At 67.5% G+C, this 21,261-nt stretch carries 18 protein-coding genes; 13 read left to right on the top strand and 5 right to left on the bottom strand.

Annotation, left to right across the window (positions count from 1 at the left end; all coding sequences use genetic code 11):
• Positions 1 to 111: 111 nt before the first annotated feature.
• The gene (locus V5734_RS21055) at positions 112 to 765 is read right to left on the bottom strand and encodes a peroxiredoxin (RefSeq protein ID WP_347311556.1); all 654 of its coding nucleotides are present in this window, start codon (positions 763 to 765) and stop codon (positions 112 to 114) included.
• A 198-nt stretch (positions 766 to 963) separates the two neighbouring features.
• On the opposite strand from V5734_RS21055, the gene V5734_RS21050 reads away from it, so the two are divergent.
• The 3 genes from V5734_RS21050 (at position 964) to V5734_RS21040 (ending at position 6,202) form a co-directional block, all read left to right on the top strand.
• Positions 964 to 2,415 (top strand): aldehyde dehydrogenase family protein, encoded by a 1,452-nt coding sequence (locus tag V5734_RS21050; RefSeq protein WP_347311555.1) that lies wholly within the window; start codon positions 964 to 966, stop codon positions 2,413 to 2,415.
• 185 nt (positions 2,416 to 2,600) lie between these two features.
• Complete coding sequence (locus tag V5734_RS21045; RefSeq protein ID WP_347311554.1) at positions 2,601 to 4,148, top strand: trimethylamine methyltransferase family protein; 1,548 nt, start codon at positions 2,601 to 2,603, stop codon at positions 4,146 to 4,148.
• A 74-nt stretch (positions 4,149 to 4,222) separates the two neighbouring features.
• Positions 4,223 to 6,202 carry an FAD-dependent oxidoreductase gene (locus V5734_RS21040; RefSeq protein WP_347311553.1) on the top strand — a complete coding sequence of 660 codons (1,980 nt, stop codon included), beginning with the start codon at positions 4,223 to 4,225 and terminating at the stop codon, positions 6,200 to 6,202.
• Positions 6,203 to 6,259: 57 nt separating this feature from the next.
• Here the strand turns inward: V5734_RS21040 and truB are convergent, their stop codons facing one another.
• Genes truB through rbfA form a run of 3 tightly spaced genes read right to left on the bottom strand, consistent with a single transcriptional unit; the run spans position 6,260 to position 8,363 of the window.
• Positions 6,260 to 7,162: a tRNA pseudouridine(55) synthase TruB gene (gene truB, locus V5734_RS21035; protein ID WP_347311552.1), complete on the bottom strand. Its 903-nt coding sequence runs from the start codon at positions 7,160 to 7,162 to the stop codon at positions 6,260 to 6,262.
• A 51-nt stretch (positions 7,163 to 7,213) separates the two neighbouring features.
• On the bottom strand, positions 7,214 to 7,963 hold the full coding sequence (locus tag V5734_RS21030) for a phosphodiester glycosidase family protein (protein WP_347311551.1): 750 nt from the start codon (positions 7,961 to 7,963) through the stop codon (positions 7,214 to 7,216).
• Positions 7,935 to 8,363: a 30S ribosome-binding factor RbfA gene (rbfA, locus tag V5734_RS21025; RefSeq protein WP_347311550.1), complete on the bottom strand. Its 429-nt coding sequence runs from the start codon at positions 8,361 to 8,363 to the stop codon at positions 7,935 to 7,937. Before rbfA ends, V5734_RS21030 begins: the two co-directional genes overlap by 29 nt.
• 99 nt (positions 8,364 to 8,462) lie before the next feature.
• Between rbfA and dapB the strand changes: the two genes are divergently transcribed.
• Complete coding sequence (dapB, locus tag V5734_RS21020) at positions 8,463 to 9,281, top strand: 4-hydroxy-tetrahydrodipicolinate reductase (RefSeq protein ID WP_347311549.1); 819 nt, start codon at positions 8,463 to 8,465, stop codon at positions 9,279 to 9,281.
• A 47-nt stretch (positions 9,282 to 9,328) separates the two neighbouring features.
• On the opposite strand, the gene V5734_RS21015 is transcribed toward dapB, so the two are convergent.
• Positions 9,329 to 9,496, bottom strand: coding sequence for a DUF1674 domain-containing protein (locus V5734_RS21015; protein WP_347313686.1), 168 nt, complete (start codon positions 9,494 to 9,496; stop codon positions 9,329 to 9,331).
• Between the two features lie 82 nt (positions 9,497 to 9,578).
• On the opposite strand from V5734_RS21015, the gene V5734_RS21010 reads away from it, so the two are divergent.
• The 9 genes from V5734_RS21010 (at position 9,579) to V5734_RS20970 (ending at position 21,252) form a co-directional block, all read left to right on the top strand.
• Entirely contained in the window at positions 9,579 to 10,865 is a 1,287-nt protein-coding gene (locus V5734_RS21010) for an RsmB/NOP family class I SAM-dependent RNA methyltransferase (protein ID WP_347311548.1), read from the top strand.
• A 134-nt stretch (positions 10,866 to 10,999) separates the two neighbouring features.
• On the top strand, positions 11,000 to 12,706 hold the full coding sequence (locus V5734_RS21005; protein ID WP_347311547.1) for a heparinase II/III family protein: 1,707 nt from the start codon (positions 11,000 to 11,002) through the stop codon (positions 12,704 to 12,706).
• 12 nt (positions 12,707 to 12,718) lie between these two features.
• Positions 12,719 to 14,320, top strand: a complete 1,602-nt coding sequence (purH, locus tag V5734_RS21000) for a bifunctional phosphoribosylaminoimidazolecarboxamide formyltransferase/IMP cyclohydrolase (RefSeq protein WP_347311546.1) — start codon at positions 12,719 to 12,721, stop codon at positions 14,318 to 14,320.
• 13 nt (positions 14,321 to 14,333) lie between these two features.
• Positions 14,334 to 14,804, top strand: coding sequence for a signal peptidase II (lspA, locus tag V5734_RS20995; RefSeq protein ID WP_347311545.1), 471 nt, complete (start codon positions 14,334 to 14,336; stop codon positions 14,802 to 14,804).
• A gap of 52 nt (positions 14,805 to 14,856) precedes the next feature.
• Positions 14,857 to 15,414, top strand: coding sequence for a DUF3035 domain-containing protein (locus V5734_RS20990; protein ID WP_347311544.1), 558 nt, complete (start codon positions 14,857 to 14,859; stop codon positions 15,412 to 15,414).
• Between the two features lie 73 nt (positions 15,415 to 15,487).
• Positions 15,488 to 16,840, top strand: coding sequence for a M16 family metallopeptidase (locus V5734_RS20985; protein ID WP_347311543.1), 1,353 nt, complete (start codon positions 15,488 to 15,490; stop codon positions 16,838 to 16,840).
• Entirely contained in the window at positions 16,837 to 18,147 is a 1,311-nt protein-coding gene (locus tag V5734_RS20980; RefSeq protein ID WP_347311542.1) for a M16 family metallopeptidase, read from the top strand. The genes V5734_RS20985 and V5734_RS20980 overlap by 4 nt, the downstream gene beginning before the upstream one ends.
• A 79-nt stretch (positions 18,148 to 18,226) precedes the next feature.
• Positions 18,227 to 20,086 carry a DNA mismatch repair endonuclease MutL gene (mutL, locus tag V5734_RS20975; RefSeq protein ID WP_432759651.1) on the top strand — a complete coding sequence of 620 codons (1,860 nt, stop codon included), beginning with the start codon at positions 18,227 to 18,229 and terminating at the stop codon, positions 20,084 to 20,086.
• Positions 20,083 to 21,252 (top strand): DNA recombination protein RmuC, encoded by a 1,170-nt coding sequence (locus V5734_RS20970; protein WP_347311541.1) that lies wholly within the window; start codon positions 20,083 to 20,085, stop codon positions 21,250 to 21,252. Before mutL ends, V5734_RS20970 begins: the two co-directional genes overlap by 4 nt.
• Positions 21,253 to 21,261 lie beyond the last annotated feature (9 nt).

The raw sequence follows: 21,261 nt of genomic DNA, 5'->3' as shown, positions 1-21,261 counted from the left end.
AAGCCCGGGCCTGTGCCCGGGCTTTTCATTGGTAAGGGGGCGGATTGACAAGGGCCGGCTGGCCGAAACCCGGCGCGGACCGTCCCGCGCCGGGCGTCGCGTAACGGGCCCTTACTTAGGCGATTTCACGTAGCGCAGATAGGGCAGAACCTTGTTGATCTGGCCGAACTTCTGTTCCGCCGCCGCGTCGTCGAGCGCGAGCGGCACGATCACGTCCTGGCCCACGGTCCAGTTCGCCGGCGTCGCGACGCCCTTGCCGTTCGCGGTCTGAAGCGCGTCGAGGGCGCGGAGCACTTCGGCGAAGTTGCGGCCGACATTCATCGGGTAGGTCATGGACAGCTTCAGTTTCTTGTCCGGACCGATGATGAAGACCGAGCGCACCGTCTGGCTGTCGTTCGCGGTGGCATTCTCGGGCAGGTAGGCTTCGGCCGGCAGCATGTCGAAGGCCTTGGAAACGTGGAGCCCGTCATCGGCGATGATCGGGAAGGCGGCGACGGCGTCCGCCGCGGTCTCGATGTCGCGCTTCCAGCGCTTGTGCTCCTCGACGCCGTCGACCGAAATGCCGATGACCTTGGTATTGCGCTTGGCCCATTCGTCGGCCAGTTGGGCGACGGCACCGAATTCGGTGGTGCAGACCGGGGTGAAGTCCTTCGGATGCGAGAAGAGGATCGCCCAGCTGTCACCGATCCAGTCGTGGAATGTGATCAGGCCCTGATCGGTTTGGGCGGTGAAATTGGGAACCGTGTCGTTGATGCGCAGGCCCATCTGCTGTCTCCTTGTTCTGGACTGAAGGCTTTGTTGCCGCAGAACATACGCCCGGGCGCGCGCAAATACACCCTGCTTCATCGCTGCGCGACAAATCGCCAAATATGAGCCAGGCATAATTTGATCAAATTATGCTTTCCACCCTTGCGGCCCATCCGCGGGCCTGCCAAAGTCCGGCCGCGAAAGACGAGGTGTGCCATGATCGAACGACGCGAATTCTACATCGGTGGTCGCTGGACCGCCCCCGTGACCCCCCGCGATTGCACGGTGATCGACCCGTCGACCGAGGATCCCTGCGCGGTGATCTCGCTCGGCTCGGAGGCGGACACCAACGCCGCCGTCGCGGCCGCGAAGGCAGCGTTTCCGTCCTGGGCCGCGACCCCTCCGGCGGAGCGTCGCGCGATCGTTGCGCGAATCCTCGATGAATACGAGCGCCGGAAGGGCGACCTCGCCGAGGCGATCTCGCTCGAGATGGGGGCGCCGATCGACATGGCGCGCGACAGCCAGGCGCCCTGCCTGCCCTGGCATCTGAAGAACTTCCTGCGCGCCTTCGACGAGATCGAATGGATCCGCCCGCTTGGCCCCCACGCACCGAACGACCGGATCGCGCTGGAACCGATCGGGGTGGTCGGGCTGATCACGCCGTGGAACTGGCCGATGAACCAGATCGCGCTGAAAGTGGTCCCGGCACTTCTCGCCGGTTGCACCTGCGTTCTGAAGCCGTCCGAGGAAAGCCCGCTCAACGCGATGATCTTCGCCGAATTCTGCCATGACGCCGGGGTGCCGCCGGGGGTCTTCAACCTCGTGAATGGCGACGGGGCCGGCGTCGGTTCGGTCCTTTCGGCGCATCCGGACGTGGAGATGATCTCCTTCACCGGCTCGACACGGGCCGGCCGGGCCATCTCCAAGGCGGCGGCGGAGACGCTGAAGCGCGTGACGCTGGAGCTTGGCGGCAAGGGCGCCAACGTGATCTTCGCCGATGCCGACGAAAAGGCGGTGAAGCGCGGCGTGCTGCACCTGATGAACAACTCGGGCCAAAGCTGCAACGCCCCCAGCCGGATGCTGGTGGAGCGCGCGATCTACGATTCCGCGGTCGAGACGGCGGCAGAGGTGGCCAACGCGGTCAAGGTCGGCCCGGCGTCGGAACATGGCCGTCATATCGGCCCGGTGGTGAACAAGCGCCAGTGGGACCAGATCCAGGGTTACATCCAGAAGGGCATCGACGAGGGCGCGCGGCTCGTGGCCGGCGGGCTCGGCCTGCCCGAGGGGATGAACAAGGGCTACTATGTCCGGCCCACGGTCTTTGCCGACGTGAAACCCGGCATGACCATCGAGCGCGAGGAGATCTTCGGGCCCGTGCTCTCGATCATCCCCTTCGACAGCGAGGAAGAGGCGGTGCGCATCGCCAACGACACGCCCTACGGCCTGACGAACTACGTCCAGAGCCAGGACGGCGCCCGGCGCAACCGGATGGCGCTCGCGCTGAAATCGGGCATGATCGAGATGAACGGCCAGAGCCGTGGCGCCGGTTCACCCTTCGGCGGAGTCAAGGCAAGCGGCCGGGCGCGCGAAGGCGGCCACTGGGGGATCGAGGAGTTCCTCGAGGTCAAGGCGATCTCCGGCTGGGCCCCCGATCTCGCGGCAGAGTAGGCGGGCGGGGTCGGTCCGGTCGGGGCATCGAGCCCCTTCGGACCGGTCCGGCCTTTGCCGGACATGCGGAACCCGACCGTCCGCAAAACGACATCTTCGCGGTCTCGAATGTCGGCGCCGATACTTTCCGCGCCGGCCCCGCTGCCCTTAACATCAAGGGGCACGGTCGGAACGGGGAGAGCGACATGGCATCTGATGAAACGGCAACGCGCGCGCGTCACGGCGGACGCGAGGCACGGCGGCGCGAACGCTCGCACAAGGCCTCCGGGCCGGGCCGCCCCTACATCGTGCGGAACATCCCGACCTACGACATCCTCTCGGAAGAGAACCTTCTGAAGATCGAAGCCGCCGCCGACCGCATCCTGGCCGAGACCGGGATCGAGTTCCGCGATGACGACGTCGCACTCGATCACTGGAAACGGGCCGGGGCGCGGATCGACGGCGGTCTGGTGAAGTTCGAACCCGGCATGCTGCGCGAGATCCTGAAGACCGCGCCGGCCGAATTCACCCAACACGCCCGCAATCCGGCCGCTTCGATCCGGATCGGCGGCAGGAACGTCGTCTTCGCCCCCGCCTACGGTTCGCCCTTCGTGATGGATCTCGACCGTGGGCGCCGCTTCGGCACGCTTCAGGATTTCGAGAACTTCATCAAGCTCGCGCAATCCTCACCCTGGTTCCACCATTCCGGCGGCACGATCTGCGAACCGACCGACATTCCGGTGAACAAGCGCCATCTCGACATGGTCTACGCCCATCTGCGCTATTCGGACCGCTGCTTCATGGGCTCGGTCACGGCCGAGGAGCGCAGCGAGGATTCGATCGACATGGCGCGGATCGTCTTCGGCGAGGGTTTCGTCGACGAGAACTGCGTCATCCTCGGCAACGTCAACGTGAACTCTCCGCTGGTCTGGGACGGCACGATGACGAAGAGCTTGCGCGCCTATGCCCGCGCGAATCAGGCTGCCGTGATCGTGCCCTTCATCCTCGGCGGCGCGATGGGCCCCGTGACCAACGCGGGCGCCATCGCCCAGTCGCTGGCCGAGACGATGGCCGGCTGCGCGCTGACCCAGCTGGAACGTCCCGGCGCGCCGGTCGTCTTCGGCAACTTCCTGTCCTCGATGTCCTTGCGATCCGGCTCGCCCACCTTCGGGACGCCCGAACCCGCCATCGGCTCGATGGTCATCGGCCAGCTTGCCCGCCGGCTGAACCTGCCGCTCCGCTGTTCGGGCAATTTCACCACGTCGAAGCTGCCCGATGCGCAGGCGATGACCGAAGGCACGATGTCGATGCTCGCCGCTGTCCATTGCGGCGCCAACTTCATCCTCCATTCGGCCGGCTTTCTCGACGGGCTTCTGTCCATGTCCTACGAGAAGTTCATGCTCGACGCCGATCTTTGCGGGGCGCTGCATTCCTATCTCGACGGGGTCAAGATCGACGACAACCAGCTTGCCGTCGACGCCTTCGCCGAGGTCGGTCCGGGCAATCACTTCTTTGGCTGCTCCCACACGATGGCGAACTACGAAACCGCGTTCTGGGATTCGGAGACGGCCGACAACGAGCCCTTCGAGAAATGGGAGGCGGCGGGCAGCGATGACGCCGCGACCCGCGCCAACCGCCTCTGGAAGGAGCGTCTGCGCGAATATATGGCGCCGCCGCTCGATCCCGGCATCGACGAAGCGCTGAAGGAGTTCGTGACCGGGAAGAAAGCGGACATGCCGGATGCGTGGTATTGAGGGGCCGGGCCTCGCCCGCCACGCAGAAGGCCTGTGACTCCGCTGCTGAGAATGTACTTCCCGATGGACGCCCGATGACGACCAGCCACTCCCACCTCCTCTCGCCGATTCAGCTGCGCGGCCACACCTTGCGCAACCGCATCGTCTTCGGCGCCCATACCGCGAACATGTCGGATATGGGCCTGCCCGGCCCGCGCTTCGGCGCCTATCTCCTCGAACGGGCGCTGGGCGGTGCGGGCATGATCGTCGCCGAACCGATGCCCGTGCACCGCACCGGCGTCCTCACGCGCGGCAATTTCCGCCACGGCACAGACGAGGTCATCCCGCATTTCCGCAAGGTGACCGAACCGGTGAAGGAGGCGGGCGCCGTCATCCTCCAGCAGCTCTACCACATCGGGGCACACGGCGATTCCGACCTCAGCTTCGCGCCGCACTGGGGTCCGTCGGGCGGGCCATCCTACCACGACAGCGACGGCTCCCACGCGATGACCGAGGCCGAGATCGAAGAACTGATCGACGCCCATATCGCCGCCGCCATCCGCTGCCAGAAGGGCGGCTTCCAGGGCGTCGAGGTCTGGGGCGCCTACCATTCGCTGCTCGATCAGTTCTGGACGCCCTGGTCCAACAGGCGCACCGACAAATGGGGCGGCAGCCTCGAGAACCGCACGCGCATGTCGCGCGCCATCATCGCGGGCATCCGAAAGGCCTGCGGCGAGGATTTCGTCATTGGCCTCGCGATCTCCACGTCCGACAGCCACGACGTGCTTCTTCAGGGCGAAGCGTTGGCTGAGATTGTCGCCTGTCACGACGCGACCGGCCATATCGACTACGTGACCTGCGGCCACGGCGGATATCTCGATTTCGAGCGGCTGATGCCGACCTTTCTTTTCGCCGACAAGCTGACCGCGCCCTTCACCGAGGAGTTGAAGAAGGTCGTGAAGCACGCCAAGGTCACGTCCGAGGCGCATGTCCGCACCCCGGAAAACGCCGAAAGTGTGATCGCGAGCGGCCAGGCCGACCTCGTCTCCATCGTGCGCGGCCAGATCGCCGACCCGCACCTCGCCCGCAAGACGACCGAAGGCCGGGCGGAGGACGTGCGTGGCTGCATCTCCTGCAACCAGATGTGCTGGGGCCGGCGCAGCCGCGACTACTGGATCTCCTGTCTCATCAATCCCTCGGCGGGGCGCGAGTTCGAATGGGGCGGCGACCGCTTCACCCCCGCCGATAAACCCCGCCGCATCGTCGTTGTCGGCGCCGGCCCCGCCGGGCTCGAAGCCGCCCGCACCGCCGCCGAACGCGGCCACCGCGTCGATCTCTTCGAGGCCCAGCCCCGGATCGGCGGCCAGTTCCGCCTGGCCGGCGAACAGCCGCGCCGCGCCCAGATCCTCGACCTTCTCGACTGGTACGAACGCCAGTTCGAAAGGCTCCAGGTCCGGCTTCACCTCAATACCTACGCGGAGGCAGGGGATATCCGCGCGCTCAATCCCGATGCGGTCGTCCTCGCCACCGGTTCGCTCCCGGACGAGGACGGTTTCCAGCGCTGGATGCCCGGCAAGGATCGGCTTACGGGCATCGACAAGGGCAACGTCTTCTCCCCCGAGGACGTGATGCGCCGCGAGGCCAGGCTCGGCGACGACGTCATCCTCTACGACGAAGGTGGCAACTGGCGCGGCCTCGGCACCGCCTGGGCGATGGCGGAGCGCGGCCATAAGGTCACCATCGTCACGCCCGAACCCTTCATCGGCAAGGAACTCGCCCGCACCTCATCCGATATCGCGCTCCGCCCCCGGCTCGCGAAACTCGGCGTGACCTTCCTCACCGAACACCTGATCGGCGCATGGCACGGCGACGGCGCGACGCTCCGCAACCTTCTGACCGGCGACGAACGCCGTCTCGAGGCTTCCGCACTCGTCATGTCCACGACAAACCGCGCCTTCGACCCGCTCTCGGTCGACATCGCCGATCTCGAAACCTATCTCATCGGCGACGCTTCCGCGCCACGCCAGGCACCGTACGCCTTCCACGAAGGGCGAAAGACCGGGCTCGGCCTCTGACCTTCATCTTGCCCGAAATACCTCGGGGGTCCGGGGGCAGCGCCCCCGGCGCCGTCATCAGAGGTTGAACACCCGGCTCGGATGCAGCTCGCCCGACTTGTAGACCCCGACCGCCACCGCGCGGCCCTGGTAACTCGCCCAGGCCTCGTCGCCCCACTCCACGTCCGAGGCGATGACCAGTCCCGGATTGCCGTTCCTCAGCCGCGCCGCGCCTTCCGGCGTCGCCTTCAGTTCCGGCAGGTCCGCGAGCCCGACTTCGAGCGGCAGCAAGAGCGCGTCCAACGCCTCGCTCTTGGCCAGGTCGTCGATCTTCGCGATCGTCACCCCGTCCGAGGCTTCGAACGGCCCCGACCAGTCGCGGCGAAGCCACAGGACATGGCCATGGCATCCGAGGGCGGCCCCGAGATCGCGGGCTACGGAGCGCACATAGCCGCCCTTGCCGCAGACCATTTCCAGCTCGACCGTGTCCGCGTCGGGCCGGGCGGTCATCTCCAGGCTCTCGACCCACAGCTCGCGCGCGGCAAGCTCCATTTCCTCGCCGGCCCGGGCCAGCGCATAGGCACGCTCGCCCTCGACCTTCACCGCGGAGAACTGCGGCGGCACCTGCATGATCTCGCCCCGGAACGCCGGCAATGCGGCGCGGATCTCGTCATCGCTGGGGCGCAGGTCCGAGGTCGCGATGACCTCCCCTTCCGCGTCGTCGGTCTTCGTGGCCGCCCCGAGCCGCACCGCGAAGCGGTAGCATTTCAGCGCATCGGTGATGTAGGGCACCGTCTTCGTCGCCTCGCCGAGCGCCACCGCCAGCACCCCGGTCGCGTCCGGATCGAGCGTTCCCGCATGGCCCGCCTTCTTCGCGCCGAACGCCCAGCGGACCTTGTTGACGACTGCGGTCGAGGTCATGCCCGCCGGCTTGTCCACCACCAGCCAGCCCGAAATGTCGCGACCCTTCTTGCGTGCCATGTCTCTTCTTTCGATAGGAAGGCCGCCTGCTAGCGAATGGCGGCGGGGCCGTCAATCCGCCGGCACCGAGAGCCCGACAATCGGACCCATCGGAAATCCGAAATCGTCGCGCCGGATCTCGGGGGCGTAGAGGCGCGAGACGTTGCCGTCGAAATAGAGCGCATCCGGCACACCAAGGGCATCGCGGAAGAACCGCGCAAAGGCATGGAAATTGACCGCCCCGTCGGAGATCACGAAATAGGCCCGGCTGCCATCGGCCGAGACGCCGACACCGTTGCGGACGTAGCGCGAGTCCGAGTCTTCGAGGAACTTCGGATGCAGTGCCCCGCCGATCACCAGCATCGGTCCGGATTGGGTGGCGAACCGGCAGTCCGGCGCCGCGCGTTCGTAGCTCAGCGTCTCGATCACCGCAAAGCCTTGCGGGCGGATGCAGAAGACCCCGTTCGGAACCAGCCCGAAGTTCCCCGGACCCGCCGACGTCACCAGCCGCGAGACGTCGCGCCCCTCGGATCGGTAGAGCCCGACAGGGCGGCGGTCGGGGTGATACATCCCGGCATTCATCGCGAAGACCAGCCGCCGCCCCTCGGCGGCGAGACCCTCGCGCAGCCGCTCGAACGTGCCGATCGTGGCGCCGTCGGCATCTTCGAGGAAAAGTCGCAGATCCTCGCCGGCCACCGCCTCGCAGACGGCGTAGATCTCGCCCTCGTGCTCCAGCCTATGGCAGGATTCCGCTTGGGCCGCGCCTGCAAGAAGCAGGACCGCAGCGGCGGCCCTAGCCCAGATCGCCATCGTCGTCGTCATCGTCGCGCTTCGCGATATCGCGCTGCACCCTCTCATCTGCCAAAAGGCGGCGCGTCGCATCCATGCGGTCGAAGGTCTCGTCGAGGACAAATCGCAGCTCCGGCGCGAACTTCAGGGTCATCGCCTTCGCCACGTGATGGCGAAGCTCCCCCTTCGAGCGGTTGAGCGCCGCCAGCGCCTCTTTTGCTCCTTCTCCGCCAAGCGGCAGCACGTAGGCGGTCGCGATGCGCAGGTCGGGCGAGACGCGGACCTCGCCCACGGTGATCGACATCGCGCCCAACTCGTCGTTGTGGACCTCGCCGCGCATCAGCACTTCGGAAAGCGTGCGGCGGATGAGTTCGCCGACGCGCAGCTGGCGCTGCGAGGGGCCGGAGGCACGGGAGGAACGGTTCTGTGACATGCCACAGCATGTAGGCCATGCCGGCCCGCCCCGCAACGGGCCTTTGCCAAGCCGTTCCGCAGCGGCTAAAGGAAGCCGATTGGCAGAGCGGAGGCGCGCATGACCGAACCGACAGATATTCCCGGCATCGTGGTCACCGGCATCTCGGGACGCATGGGGCAGATGCTTGTCCGTCTGATCGCGGCCTCGGACCGCGCACGCCTCGTCGGCGCGGTGGAGCGGACCGGCCACGACTGGATCGGCCGCGATCTCGGCACGGTGATGGGCGGGGCCGCAAGCGGCGTCATCGTCACCGACGACCCGCTGGAAGCCTTCGCAAAGGCACAGGCCGTGATCGACTTCACCGCTCCTGCCGCCACGGTCGAATTCGCGGCGCTCGCGGCGCAGGCCCGCGCGGTTCACGTCATCGGAACGACCGGGCTGGAAGAGGAGCACCTCGCGAAGATCAGGGCCGCCGCGCGCCATGCCGTGATCGTCCGCGCCGGCAACATGAGTCTCGGGGTCAATCTTCTCACCCAGATCACGAAGAAGGTCGCGGCGGCGCTCGATGCCGATTGGGATATCGAGATCGTCGAGGCCCATCACCGTCACAAGGTCGATGCGCCCTCCGGGACCGCGCTGATGCTGGGCGAAGCGGCGGCGGCCGGGCGGGGGCTCAACCTCCCCGACATCCGCGACCGGGCGCGCGAGGGGATCACCGGCGCGCGCGTACGCGGGCATATCGGCTTTTCTGCCATCCGGGGCGGCGATGTCGTGGGCGAACATGACGTCATCTTCGCCGCCAACGGCGAACGGATCATCCTGCGCCACATCGCGACCGACCGGGGCATCTTCGCGCGCGGCGCGCTTCGGGCCGCACTCTGGGGGCAGGACAAGAAGCCCGGCGAATACGACATGCTGGACGTGCTTGGGATCTGACGCTCAAGCCGGGAGCGTGGGAACCCTGCCCGGGCAACCGGCCGCTTTCAGAAATCGACCGCGATCCCCTTCTTCTCCCAGTCGCCATAGCGCACCGGTTCCGGCCCTTCGCGGCCGCCGAGTTCCGCTGGCAGGTCCAGCGCGGACGCGGCCTTCCGCCGTGCCTCGGCCTCGGCCAGCGCGCGCTTGGCCGCTTCAGGCAGTTCCTTGGTCATCTCCGTCGCCACTCCGGCCTTCCTTGTTTCGCGTAGGTCCATGTTATACGGGGGGCCGGCAAGGGTCGCAACCGGGGGACGCATGGTCAGGGACGAGACGGCGCGGGGTGTCGCGGCGCGACTGGTGACGGGGGTCCTCGAGGATCGCGCGCCGCTCTCCGATCAGGTCGCGCGCGGGGCGCTTTCCGGGTTGGCACCACCCGACCGGGCGCGGGCGCAGCGCCTTGCCCTGGCGACGCTGCGAAATCTCGGACGCGCCGATGCGGTCCTGAAACCCTTCCTCCGGAAATCCCCGCCGCCCTTCGTTCGCACGATCCTGCGCGTTTCCGTCACCGAGATCTTCGCCGAAAAAGCCGCCGCGCACGGCGTCGTCAGCGAGGCCGTCAGCCTCACCCGTGCGTCGGGCCGGAAGGCGGAGGGTTTCGCGGGCATGGTCAACGCCGTGCTTCGCCGCGTCTCCGAGACGCCGGTTGAAAACTGGGCGGCGCTGCCGGCCGATCCGCTGCCCGGCTGGCTCCGGGGCCGGTTGATGTCCGCCTGGGGCAAGGCCGCGACGATGGCGATGGAAGCCGCGCAGGCGAAGGGGGCGCCCATCGACCTCACGCCGAAGGACGGCAACGCGGCGGCGCTCGCCGCCCGCCTCGGGGGCGAGGCGCTGCCCACCGGATCGGTCCGGCTTCATGGCGCCGGCCAGGTTTCCGATCTTGCCGGCTATGCCGAGGGCGACTGGTGGGTGCAGGACGCTGCCGCCGCCCTTGCTGCGAAGGTGCTGGCGCCGCGCCCCGGCGAGCGGGTACTCGACCTCTGCGCCGCGCCGGGCGGCAAGACGCTGCAACTCGCCGCCGCCGGCGCCGAGGTGACCGCGCTCGACCTCTCCGAGGCACGGATGGAGCGGGTGCGCGAAAACCTCGCGCGCTGCCGGCTTGCCGCCGAGGTGGTCGTGGCAGACGCGCTGACATGGGACGGGGCCGGAGGGTTCGACGCCGTCCTCCTCGACGCGCCCTGTTCGGCGACCGGAACGATCCGCAGGCATCCCGACCTGCCCTACGTCCGCGACCCCGCCGCGCTGAAGGAGATCGCCGCCCTTCAAGCGGCCCTTGTTGACCGGGCGCTCACCCGCCTTCGCCTTGGCGGCCGGCTGGTCTTCGCGACCTGTTCGCTTCTGCCCGAGGAGGGGGAGCGGCAGGTTTCCGCCGCCCTCTCACGCCATCCCGGCCTTGCCGTTGAGCGCGGCGCGCTCGATCTGCCCGGAATCGAATCCGGCTGGATCACGGGCGAAGGCGGCCTCCGGCTTCGCCCCGATTACTGGCCGGAGCGCGGCGGCATGGACGGATTCTTCATCGCCTGCCTTCGCCTGGCCAATGCCTGACGGACCTTTAGCCGGTGACATGGGGCAGGGCTGCCGGTAATCTCCGGCCCGGGCAGATTCCCGGATAAATCCGGGCAACGGAAGAACGAGGACCGTGAGGCGTGGGGCGATCCGATAGCGGATACATGGGCTTTATGCACCGGCTGCACGCGCGGCTGGCGGCATTGGCGCGGTCCGCGACCGGCTTCGTCAGCCAGCCTGAGCCGAAGACCATCGGCTCCTTCGCCCGCGGCAAGCAACTGACCGCCGGCAATTTCCTCTTCGCCGGGTTTCTGATCGAGGCCAAGGGCAAGTCGATCTGGGACTTGCCGATCCCCGATCCCCGCTTCGAGGAGGAGATCCACGGCTCCGCCTGGCTCGATGATCTCGCCGCCGTCGCCGACGGGCCGGCGCGGGAAAGGGCGCAGGACTGGGTCTTCGACTGGATCCGGCGCTACGGGCGTGGCGGCGGGCCGGGCTGGACGCCCGACCTGACCGGGCGGCGGCTCATCCGTTGGATCAACCACGCGATCCTGCTTCTGAACGGCCGCGACCGGGCGCAGTCGGACGCCTACTTCCGCAGCCTCGGCCGCCAGACCATCTTCCTCGCCCGGCGCTGGAAAACGGCCGCGCCCGGATTGCCGCGGTTCGAGGCCTTGACCGGCCTTGTCTATGCCGGCCTCGCGCTGACGGGGATGGAGCGTCATGTCGGCCCCGCCGCCGCGGCTTTGGCCAGGGAATGCGCGCGCGAGATCGATGCCGAGGGCGGCATCCCGACGCGGAATCCCGAGGAACTGCTTGAGGTCTTCACGCTTCTCACCTGGGCGGCGGAGGCGCTGTCCGACGCGGGACGGAGCCCGCAGGCTACCCATCTCGACGCGATCGACCGCATCGCGCCCACGCTGCGCGCCCTCCGCCATGCCGATGGCGGGCTCGCGCGGTTCCACGGCGGGGGCAGGGGGCTTGAAGGGCGGCTCGATCAGGCGCTGGCGACGGTGGGCGGCCGGGCGCTGACGGCGCATGGCCTCGCGATGGGGTACGCCCGGCTTGCGGCGGGCCGCACCACGATCATCGTCGATGCCGCCCCTCCGCCCACGGGGCGCGCCTCGTCGAACGCCCATGCCTCGACCCTGGCGATGGAACTGACCTCGGGGCGCCGACCCGTCGTTGTCAACTGCGGTTCGGGCGCGAGCTTCGGGCCTGACTGGCGAAGGGCGGGGCGGGCGACGCCCTCGCATTCGACACTCTGCATCCAGGGCTTTTCGTCCTCCCGCCTCGGCGCCGGCGGGGTGCTGCCCGCCTCGCCGCGCGGCCAGTTCACCGACGTGCCCGATCAGGTTTGGGCCCAGCCCGAGGATGACAGCGCCGGCCACCGGCTCATGGCCGGGCATAACGGCTATGTCCCGACCCACGGGTTGACCCATATCCGAAACCTGATGCTCTCCATCGACGGACGGGCGCTGGCGGGCGAGGACACGCTTGGCGCGATGACGGTCGCCGACCGGCGGCGGTTCGAGACGATCATGGAGCGATCGAAACATCAGGGCGTGCCCTTCTCGCTCCGCTTCCACCTGCATCCCGATGTCGATGCCGCCATAGACCTCGGCGGCACGGCGGTGTCGCTGGCGCTGAAGTCGGGCGAGATCTGGGTTTTCCGCCATGACGGGGTAGGGGAGTTGACGCTCGAACCCTCGGTCTATCTCGAAACCGGGCGGTTGAAGCCGCGCGCGGCGAAACAGATCGTCCTTTCGGCCCATGTCCTCGATTATGCATGCCAGTTGGGCTGGACCTTGGCCAAGGCACAGGATACCCCCTCGGCCATCCGAGATACGCTTCGCGATGACGATGCGCTGCCCAAGTAGAGGACGCTGCCCTTGACCGATGCCGATGCCAGCCTGGCCCCGCTTTCCCGTGCCCTGATCTCCGTCTCCGACAAGACCGGGCTGCTGGACTTCGCCAAGGGACTGGCAGAGCGCGGGGTGGAACTGCTTTCCACCGGCGGCACCTCGGCGATGCTGCGCGAAGCGGGGCTCACGGTGCGCGACGTGGCCGATGTGACCGGCTTTCCGGAGATGATGGACGGCCGGGTGAAGACGCTCCATCCGAAGGTCCATGGAGGACTCCTGGCGCTTCGCGACAATCCCGGCCATGTTGCCGCGATGGAGGAGCACGGGATCGAGCCGATCGACCTCCTGGTGGTCAATCTCTACCCGTTCGAAGCGATGGTGGCGAAGGGCGCGGACTATGACACCTGCGTCGAGAACATCGACATTGGCGGCCCGGCGATGATCCGCGCGGCGGCGAAGAACCACGCCCATGTTGCCGTGGTCGTGGATCCGGAGGACTACGCCAAGGTCCTTGGCGACATGGACCAGCACGGCGGCAAGACCTGCCCAAAGTTCCGCCGCAAGCTCGCCCAGCGGGCCTATGCCCGGACGGCCGCCTATGATGCGGCGGTGTCGAACTGGCTGGCCGGCGCCATCGGCGATCCGGCACCCCGCCGCCGGGCCTTTGCCGGGACGATCGCCCAGACGCTCCGCTACGGCGAGAATCCGCACCAGTCGGCGGCCTTCTACACCGATGGCTCGAACCGCCCCGGCGTCGCCACCGCGACCCAGCATCAGGGCAAGGAACTGAGCTACAACAACATCAACGACACCGACGCCGCCTTCGAACTGGTGGCGGAGTTCGATCCCGCCGACGCTCCGGCCTGCGCGATCATCAAGCACGCCAATCCCTGCGGCGTTGCGCGCGGCAAGACACTTCTCGAGGCGTACAAGGCCGCCTATGACTGTGATCGCACCTCGGCCTTTGGTGGCATCGTCGCGCTGAACCGGCCGTTGGACGCGGCGACCGCCGAGGAGATCTGCCAGATCTTCACCGAGGTCGTCATCGCCCCCGGCGCGGACGATGCGGCGAAGGCCGTCTTCGCCGCGAAGAAGAACCTGCGGCTTCTGACGACCGTGGGCCTGCCCGACCCGAAATCGCCCGGCCTCGCCTTCCGGCAGGTCGCGGGCGGGTTCCTCGTGCAGGACCGCGACAACGGGTTCGTGACCCCCGCCGATCTCAAGGTCGTGACGAAACGCGCCCCGACCGAGGCGGAGCTGGCCGACCTCCTTTTCGCGTGGAAGGTCGCCAAGCACGTGAAATCGAACGCCATCGTCTACGTGAAGGGTGGCGCGACCGTGGGCGTCGGCGCCGGGCAGATGAGCCGGGTCGATTCGACCCGCATCGCCGCGCGCAAATCCGCCGACATGGCCGAGGCGCTGGGCCTCGCGGAGCCGACGGTGAAAGGCTCCGTCGTCGCCTCCGACGCCTTCTTCCCCTTCCCCGACGGCCTCATGACGGCGGCAGAGGCCGGGGCCACGGCGGTGATCCAGCCGGGCGGCTCCATGCGCGACGACGAGGTGATCGCGGCGGCGGACGCGGCGGGGCTGGCAATGGTCTTCACCGGCCAACGGCATTTCCGGCACTGATGCGGGTGGCACAATGCGGCTCGTGACCCAGACGGCGGCGGGGATCTTCGCGCTCGACCAGGTGTCGAAGTTCTTCGTCGTCCAGGCACTCGACCTTTACACGCGCCAGCGGATCGACGTGCTGCCGCCCTGGCTGAATCTCCGCATGGCGTGGAACCAGGGAATCAATTTCGGCCTCTTTTCCAGCAACGCCGATCTGGCGCGCTGGGTGCTGATCGCGATGGCCGTGGTCATCTCGCTCTGGGTCTGGCTCTGGGTGCGGCGCGAGCCGCACAGCCGGATCGTCAAGCTTTCGGCCGGCTTCCTGATCGGCGGCGCGATGGGCAATGTCCTCGACCGGATCCTTTACGGAGCCGTTGCCGATTTCCTCAACATGTCGGTGCCGGGTATCGACAACCCTTATTCGTTCAACGTCGCCGACATCGCGATCTTCGCCGGCGCCATCGGCCTTGTCCTCTTCACCGGGCGGGAGAAGACCCCGTGACGCGCCCGAAGACATGCGCTAAACGAAGGTCAGGCAGGTGAGGGAGAAACCCATGGGGGCGAAGACTGGCATCCGCGCACTCGCGATCTGCGCGCTTGTGGCGGTGACCGCCTGTGGCCGCCTTGCAGGCGACGAGGAAAAGGCGCCGAAGCTGCTCAATATCAAGCCGCAAGGCCGCGGCCCCGACGAATTCACCGTCCTTCCGACGAAGCCGCTGCAATTGCCCGACGATCTGGCCGCTTTGCCGGAGCCGACGCCGGGCGGCACCAATATCACCGATCCGACGCCCGAGGCCGACGCGGTCGCGGCCCTTGGCGGCAACCCCGCGGCACTCGACCGCAAGGCAGTGCCGGCCGGCAACGGCGCGCTCGTCTCCTATGCCGCGCGGCGGGGCACATCTGCCGATATCCGCGAAGTGCTCGCGGCCGAGGATCTGGAATACCGGCGCAAGCATGACGGGCGGCTGTTGGAGCGGTGGTTCAACGTCAACGTCTATTACCGTGCGTACCAGCCGATGTCGCTCGATCAGTACGCCGAACTGGAGCGTTGGCGCGCCGCAGGGGTCCGCAATGTCGGGGCCCCGCCGCTGGAAGCCGTCCAGGGCAACTGATCACCTCTCCGTCAGCGGGCTTGACGTTCCCTGCCGGGCGGTTACCTCTCAACCGGGATCGAGGGAGACCGCCATGTTCCGTATCTTCCGTTGGCTGGCACTAACCGCTCTGACTGCGACACCAGCCGTTGCCGGCGACGTCACGAGCTTTACCCTGCCGAACGGCCTGGAAGCCGTCGTGATCGAGGATCACCGCGCCCCGGTCGTGGTCCACATGGTCTGGTATCGCGCCGGCGCCGCGGATGAGAAACCCGGCGTCTCGGGCGTGGCTCACTTCCTCGAACACCTGATGTTCAAGGGAACCGAACACCTCGCCCCCGGCGAGTTCTCGAAAACGGTCGAGGCCAATGGCGGTTCCGACAACGCGTTCACATCCTATGACTACACCGCCTATTTCCAGCGCGTCGCGGCGGACCGCCTCGACCTCGTGATGCGGATGGAGGCCGACCGGATGCGCGGCCTGATCCTGTCCGAGGACGATTGGAAGACCGAACGCGAGGTGATCATCGAGGAACGCAACCAGCGCACCGACAGCGATCCCGGCGCGATCTTCTCCGAACAAAGGACGGCCGCGCAGTTCCTGAACCATCCCTACGGCACGCCGGTGATCGGGTGGCGGCACGAGATGGAGGCGCTGACCCGGCAGGATGCGCTCGACTGGTACCGCCGCTACTATGCGCCGAACGACGCGGTGCTGGTTGTCGCCGGCGACGTCGATCCCGAGGAGGTGAAGAAGCTGGCCGAGACCTATTACGGCCCGCTGGAACCGACCCCGGATATCGGTCCGCGCGCCCGCCCGCAGGAACCGCCGCAACTTGCCGAACGGCGGCTCAGTTTCGCCGATCCGCGGGTCTCGCAGCCTTACGTGACCCGCAGCTACCTCGCCCCCGAACGTGATCCGGGTGATCAGAAGACGGCGGCCGCGCTGACGATCCTCGCCGACCTTCTCGGTGGCAGCAGCCAGACGTCGATCCTCGCGACGAAGCTCCAGTTCGGCACCAAGCAGGCGATCTACACGTCGGCGCATTATGACGGGACATCCTACGACGACACGACCTTCAACCTCGCTGTGGTCCCGGCTGAGGGTGTGAGCCTTGCCGATGCCGAAAAGGCGCTCGACGGTGTTCTGAGCGATTTCCTCAAGACCGGGGTCAATGCGGATCAGTTCGCGCGGGTGAAGACACGGATCCGCGCCGCGATGATCTATGCCGAAGACGACATCGACGGCCTCGCCCGCCGCTACGGCGAGGCGCTGACCTCCGGCCTGACCATCGCCGACGTCGAGGCATGGCCCGACGTCCTGGACGCCGTGACTGAGGCCGATGTGATGACAGCGGCGGTCGAGATCCTCGACCGCAAGCGCGCCGTCACCGGCTGGATGATGCGCGACGGGACACCTGATGAGACGGCGGAGGTGATGCAATGATCCGGGCCTTCTTCGCCGCAGCCATCGCGGTTTTCGCGGCCCTGCCCGCCGGGGCTGTCGACATCCGGGAGGTGACCTCACCCGGTGGTATCCACGCCTGGCTGGTGGAGGAGCATTCGATTCCCTTCACCGCGCTTGAACTGCGTTTCGAAGGCGGCGCCAGCCTTGATGCGCCGGGAAAGCGCGGCGCCACGCTTCTGATGATGGCGCTTCTGGAAGAAGGCACCGGCGATCTCGACAGTCAGGGGTTTGCCGCCGCGCGCGAACGCCTCGCCGCGAATTTCAGCTTCGATGCCTACGACGACGGCGTGACCGTCTCGGCCCGGATGCTGAGCGAGAACCGCCCCGAAGCCGTGGCGCTTTTGAAGCGGGCGCTGACCGAGCCCCGCTTCGATCAGGATGCGATCGAGCGGGTCAAGGGACAGGTCGCCTCGATCATCCGCTCGGACGAGAAGGACCCGGGAGAGATCGCGCGGCGCAACTTCGACATGCTGGCCTTCGGTGACCACCCCTACGGCTCCTCGCGCAACGGAACGCTGGAGAGCGTGGCGGCGCTGACCCGCGATGACCTGTTCGCGGCCAAGGCGGCGGTGATGGCGCGTGACCGGCTCTTCGTCTCCGCCGTCGGTGACATCACCGAGGCCGAGCTTGGCGCGCTTCTTGACGATCTTCTCGGGGGGCTCCCCGAAACCGGCGCGCCGATACCGCAGCCGGCAAAGATGGGGCTGACCGGCGGCGTCACCGTCATCGACTATGCCTCGCCCCAATCGGTGGTGGCCTTCGGCCATGCCGGGATCAAGCGCGACGACCCCGATTTCTTCGCGGCCTACGTTCTCAACCAGATCCTCGGCGGCCCCGGTTTCGCCGCCCGGCTGATGGACGAGGTCCGCGAGAAGCGCGGTCTGACCTATGGCATCTCTACCTATCTCGTGCCGATGGACCTCGCCGAGACCTGGCAGGGCTCCTTCGCGTCCGCGAACGAGAAGGTGGCCGAGGCCATCGACGTCGTGCGCGACGTCTGGGCCAGGGTTGCCGCCGAAGGAGTTACGGCCGAGGAGCTGGAGGCCGCCAAGACCTATCTCACCGGCTCCTATCCGCTGCGCTTCGACGGCAACGGGCCGATCGCTGACATCCTTGTCGGCATGCAGTCCGAACGGCTGCCGGTGTCCTACGTCAACGACCGCAATTCCTATATCGAGGCGGTGACGCTTGGCGATATCAAGCGGGTGGCGGCGCGGCTCATGAAGCCCGAGGATCTGCGCTTCGTGGTGGTTGGCCAGCCGGTCGGTCTGACAGTTCAGAATTGACCCGACCGCCGCCGAGGCGGCTCGGCAGCCGGTGGAATTTGGAGGCCGATACAAAAGGTGAACTGGCCGAATCGCGACGATGCGTGCTAGTTCTTGTAGGATGAACGCCGAAAGCCCCCATATCCTGCCTGAACCTCCCCGGATTCGCCAGCTTGACGAAGCTGCCGTCAACCGTATTGCGGCGGGTGAGGTGGTCGAGCGTCCGGCCTCGGCGGTCAAGGAACTGGTGGAGAACGCCCTCGATGCCGGCGCCCGGCGGGTCGAGATCACCTATGCCGATGGTGGTAAGACGCTGATCCGCGTTCGCGACGATGGCTGCGGCATGATGGCAAAAGACCTGCCGCTGGCGCTCGCCCGCCATGCGACATCGAAGATCGACGGCAGCGACCTTCTCAATATCCGCAGCTTCGGGTTCCGGGGCGAGGCGCTGCCTTCGCTCGGGGCTGTCGGTCGGCTCAGGATCACGTCCCGCGCGGCCGGGGAAGACGCCGCCGAAATTGCCGTCTCCGGTGGCCGGACGGAGCCGGTGCGCCCCGCCGCGCTGACGCGCGGCACCGTCGTCGAGTTGCGCGACCTTTTCTATGCCACGCCCGCCCGGTTGAAATTCCTCCGCTCCGACCGGGCGGAGGCGCAGGCGATCCGCGACGTGGTCCAGCGCCTCGCGATGGCGGAACCTTATGTCGGCTTCACCCTTCGCGACTCGACTGGCGGTGGCGAGGGCAAGGTGGTCCTGCGCGCCGATGCCGAGCAGGGGGAGCTTTTCGACGCGCTCGGCCAGCGCCTCCGCCGCCTCATCGGCAATGATTTCGCCGACAACGCCCTGGCCGTAGACGCCGAACGCGAGGGCATCCGCCTGACTGGCTTCGCGGCCTTGCCCACCTACTCGCGCGGCGCGGCGGTCGAGCAGTTCCTGTTCGTCAACGGCCGTCCGGTGCGCGACAAGCTCCTCATCGGGGCACTGCGCGCGGCATACATGGACGTGCTGTCCCGCGACCGTCATCCGGCGGCCGTCCTGAACCTGATCTGCGATCCGGAGCGCGTCGACGTCAACGTCCATCCGGCGAAGGCCGAGGTTCGCTTCCGCGAACCCGGAATCGCCCGCGGCCTCATCGTTTCGGCCCTGCGCCACGCGCTTGCCGAGGCGGGTCATCGTGCCTCGTCCACCGTCGCCGGCGCGACGCTCGGCGCGCTCCGGCCAGAGACCGTGGGCAGCCCCCGCATCTACCAGATGGACCGGCCTACGCCCGGCGCGCTTCGCGCGGCCTACCAGATGCAGGCGCCGCTTGCCCCCGAACTCGCCGAAGCCTCCGCCCGCTTCGATTCCGCACCTGATCCAGCCGTTGAAGAACCGCAGGAAGACTACCCCCTCGGTGCCGCCCGCGCCCAGATCCACGAGAACTACATCCTTGCCCAGACCGCGACCGGCCTTGTCATCGTCGACGGCCACGCCGCCCACGAACGGCTCGTCTACGAACGCCTGAAGCGGCAACGCGACGAAAACGGTGTCGCGGCGCAGGCGCTTCTCATCCCCGAAATTGTCGATCTGTCGGAGTCGGACGCCTCCCTACTTCTCGACCACGCCGCGACGCTGGCGACCCTCGGCCTCAGCATCGAACCCTTCGGCGGCGGCGCCATCGCCGTCCGCGAAACCCCCGCGATCCTGGGCGAGGTCAATGCGGCCAACCTGCTGAAGGACATCCTGGACGAGTTGCACGACGGGGGCGACAGCCTGCGGCTGCAATCGCGGATCGACGCGGTGCTCAGCCGCATGGCCTGCCACGGGTCGATCCGCACGGGGCGCCGCATGCGGCCCGACGAGATGAACGCGCTTCTGCGCGAGATGGAGCGCACACCGCTCTCGGGGCAGTGCAATCACGGCCGGCCGACCTATGTCGAGCTGAAGCTCACCGATATCGAACGGCTTTTCGGGCGCACATGATCACCGTGAACGGACAGACCTACGCTTTCGACGACCCGCTCGTCCTCGCTGTTCTTGGGGGGGCGGCGCTTCTGTTGCTGCTGTTCATCCTGTTGATCGTGACGCTCCGCGCCGCGTCCCGCTCCGCCCGGATGACGGAACCCCTCGGTTATCACCTCAGCCAGCTCGGCACCCGGGTCGAGGCGCTCTCCGCCGGGCAGGAGCGCTTGACCGGTGGTCTCACCCATGTTTCCGAAGCGCAGGCTGCGTCCCAGACCAGGGTCCTCGCGCTGATGGAACAGCGCTTGGCCGAGGTCTCGCGCGGGATGAGCGAAAGCCTGCATGGCACCGCCACCCGCACCGCCCGATCGCTCGGCGAATTGCAGCAGCGGCTGGAGACCATCGACAAGGCGCAGTCGAATATCGAGAAGCTGTCGGGTGACGTGCTGTCCTTGCAGGACATCCTGTCGAACAAACAGACCCGCGGCGCATTTGGCGAGATCCAGTTGAACGATCTCGTCCGGAAGGCGATGCCGCCCGACGCCTTCACCATGCAGGCGACGCTGTCGAACGGCCGGCGTGCCGACTGCCTGATCCACCTGCCGAACCCGCCCGGCCCCATCGTCATCGACTCGAAGTTCCCGTTGGAAGCCTACGAGGCGTTGCGCCGGGCCGAGAACCAGTCGCAGCTGATCGAGGCGCAGCGCATGCTGCGCATCGCCGTCCGCAACCACATCAAGGCCATCGCCGAGCGCTACATCCTCGACGGCGAGACTGCCGACGGTGCGCTGATGTTCCTGCCCTCCGAGGCGGTCTATGCGGAGTTGCACGCGAATTTTCCCGAGCTTGTGCGCGAAGGCTTCGCGGTCAAGGTCTGGATCGTCTCGCCGACGACCTGCATGGCGACGCTGAACACGATGCGGGCGGTCCTGAAGGACGCGCGGATGCGCGAGCAGGCCGGCGCGATCCGCACGACGCTGCGCCAGCTTCACCGCGATGTGGAACTGGTGGTGGAGCGGGTCGACAAGCTCTCTACCCATTTCAACCAGGCGCGGGGCGATCTCGACGGCATCACGACCGCCGCCGAACGCGCTGGAAAGCGGGCGGCGAAGCTCGACAATTTCGATTTCGAGGAACTGGCGCCCGAGGACGGGACGCCAAGGGTCGTGCCGCTGACGAAGCCCTGACCGAGGCGG

This window comes from Defluviimonas sp. SAOS-178_SWC (assembly GCF_039830135.1).
Classification (GTDB): Bacteria; Pseudomonadota; Alphaproteobacteria; order Rhodobacterales; family Rhodobacteraceae; genus Albidovulum.
Note: the sequence above shows the minus strand (reverse complement) of the source record. Positions and strands in the feature narration are given on the sequence as shown.

Coding starts and splice junctions, on each gene's coding strand:
- V5734_RS21055 (WP_347311556.1), bottom strand. CDS start 765: ATGGGCCTGCGCATCAACGACACGGTTCCCAATTTCACCGCCCAAACC.
- V5734_RS21050 (WP_347311555.1), top strand. CDS start 964: ATGATCGAACGACGCGAATTCTACATCGGTGGTCGCTGGACCGCCCCC.
- V5734_RS21045 (WP_347311554.1), top strand. CDS start 2,601: ATGGCATCTGATGAAACGGCAACGCGCGCGCGTCACGGCGGACGCGAG.
- V5734_RS21040 (WP_347311553.1), top strand. CDS start 4,223: ATGACGACCAGCCACTCCCACCTCCTCTCGCCGATTCAGCTGCGCGGC.
- truB (WP_347311552.1), bottom strand. CDS start 7,162: ATGGCACGCAAGAAGGGTCGCGACATTTCGGGCTGGCTGGTGGTGGAC.
- V5734_RS21030 (WP_347311551.1), bottom strand. CDS start 7,963: ATGACGACGACGATGGCGATCTGGGCTAGGGCCGCCGCTGCGGTCCTG.
- rbfA (WP_347311550.1), bottom strand. CDS start 8,363: ATGTCACAGAACCGTTCCTCCCGTGCCTCCGGCCCCTCGCAGCGCCAG.
- dapB (WP_347311549.1), top strand. CDS start 8,463: ATGACCGAACCGACAGATATTCCCGGCATCGTGGTCACCGGCATCTCG.
- V5734_RS21015 (WP_347313686.1), bottom strand. CDS start 9,496: ATGACCAAGGAACTGCCTGAAGCGGCCAAGCGCGCGCTGGCCGAGGCC.
- V5734_RS21010 (WP_347311548.1), top strand. CDS start 9,579: ATGGTCAGGGACGAGACGGCGCGGGGTGTCGCGGCGCGACTGGTGACG.
- V5734_RS21005 (WP_347311547.1), top strand. CDS start 11,000: ATGCACCGGCTGCACGCGCGGCTGGCGGCATTGGCGCGGTCCGCGACC.
- lspA (WP_347311545.1), top strand. CDS start 14,334: ATGCGGCTCGTGACCCAGACGGCGGCGGGGATCTTCGCGCTCGACCAG.
- V5734_RS20990 (WP_347311544.1), top strand. CDS start 14,857: ATGGGGGCGAAGACTGGCATCCGCGCACTCGCGATCTGCGCGCTTGTG.
- V5734_RS20985 (WP_347311543.1), top strand. CDS start 15,488: ATGTTCCGTATCTTCCGTTGGCTGGCACTAACCGCTCTGACTGCGACA.
- V5734_RS20980 (WP_347311542.1), top strand. CDS start 16,837: ATGATCCGGGCCTTCTTCGCCGCAGCCATCGCGGTTTTCGCGGCCCTG.
- mutL (WP_432759651.1), top strand. CDS start 18,227: ATGCGTGCTAGTTCTTGTAGGATGAACGCCGAAAGCCCCCATATCCTG.
- V5734_RS20970 (WP_347311541.1), top strand. CDS start 20,083: ATGATCACCGTGAACGGACAGACCTACGCTTTCGACGACCCGCTCGTC.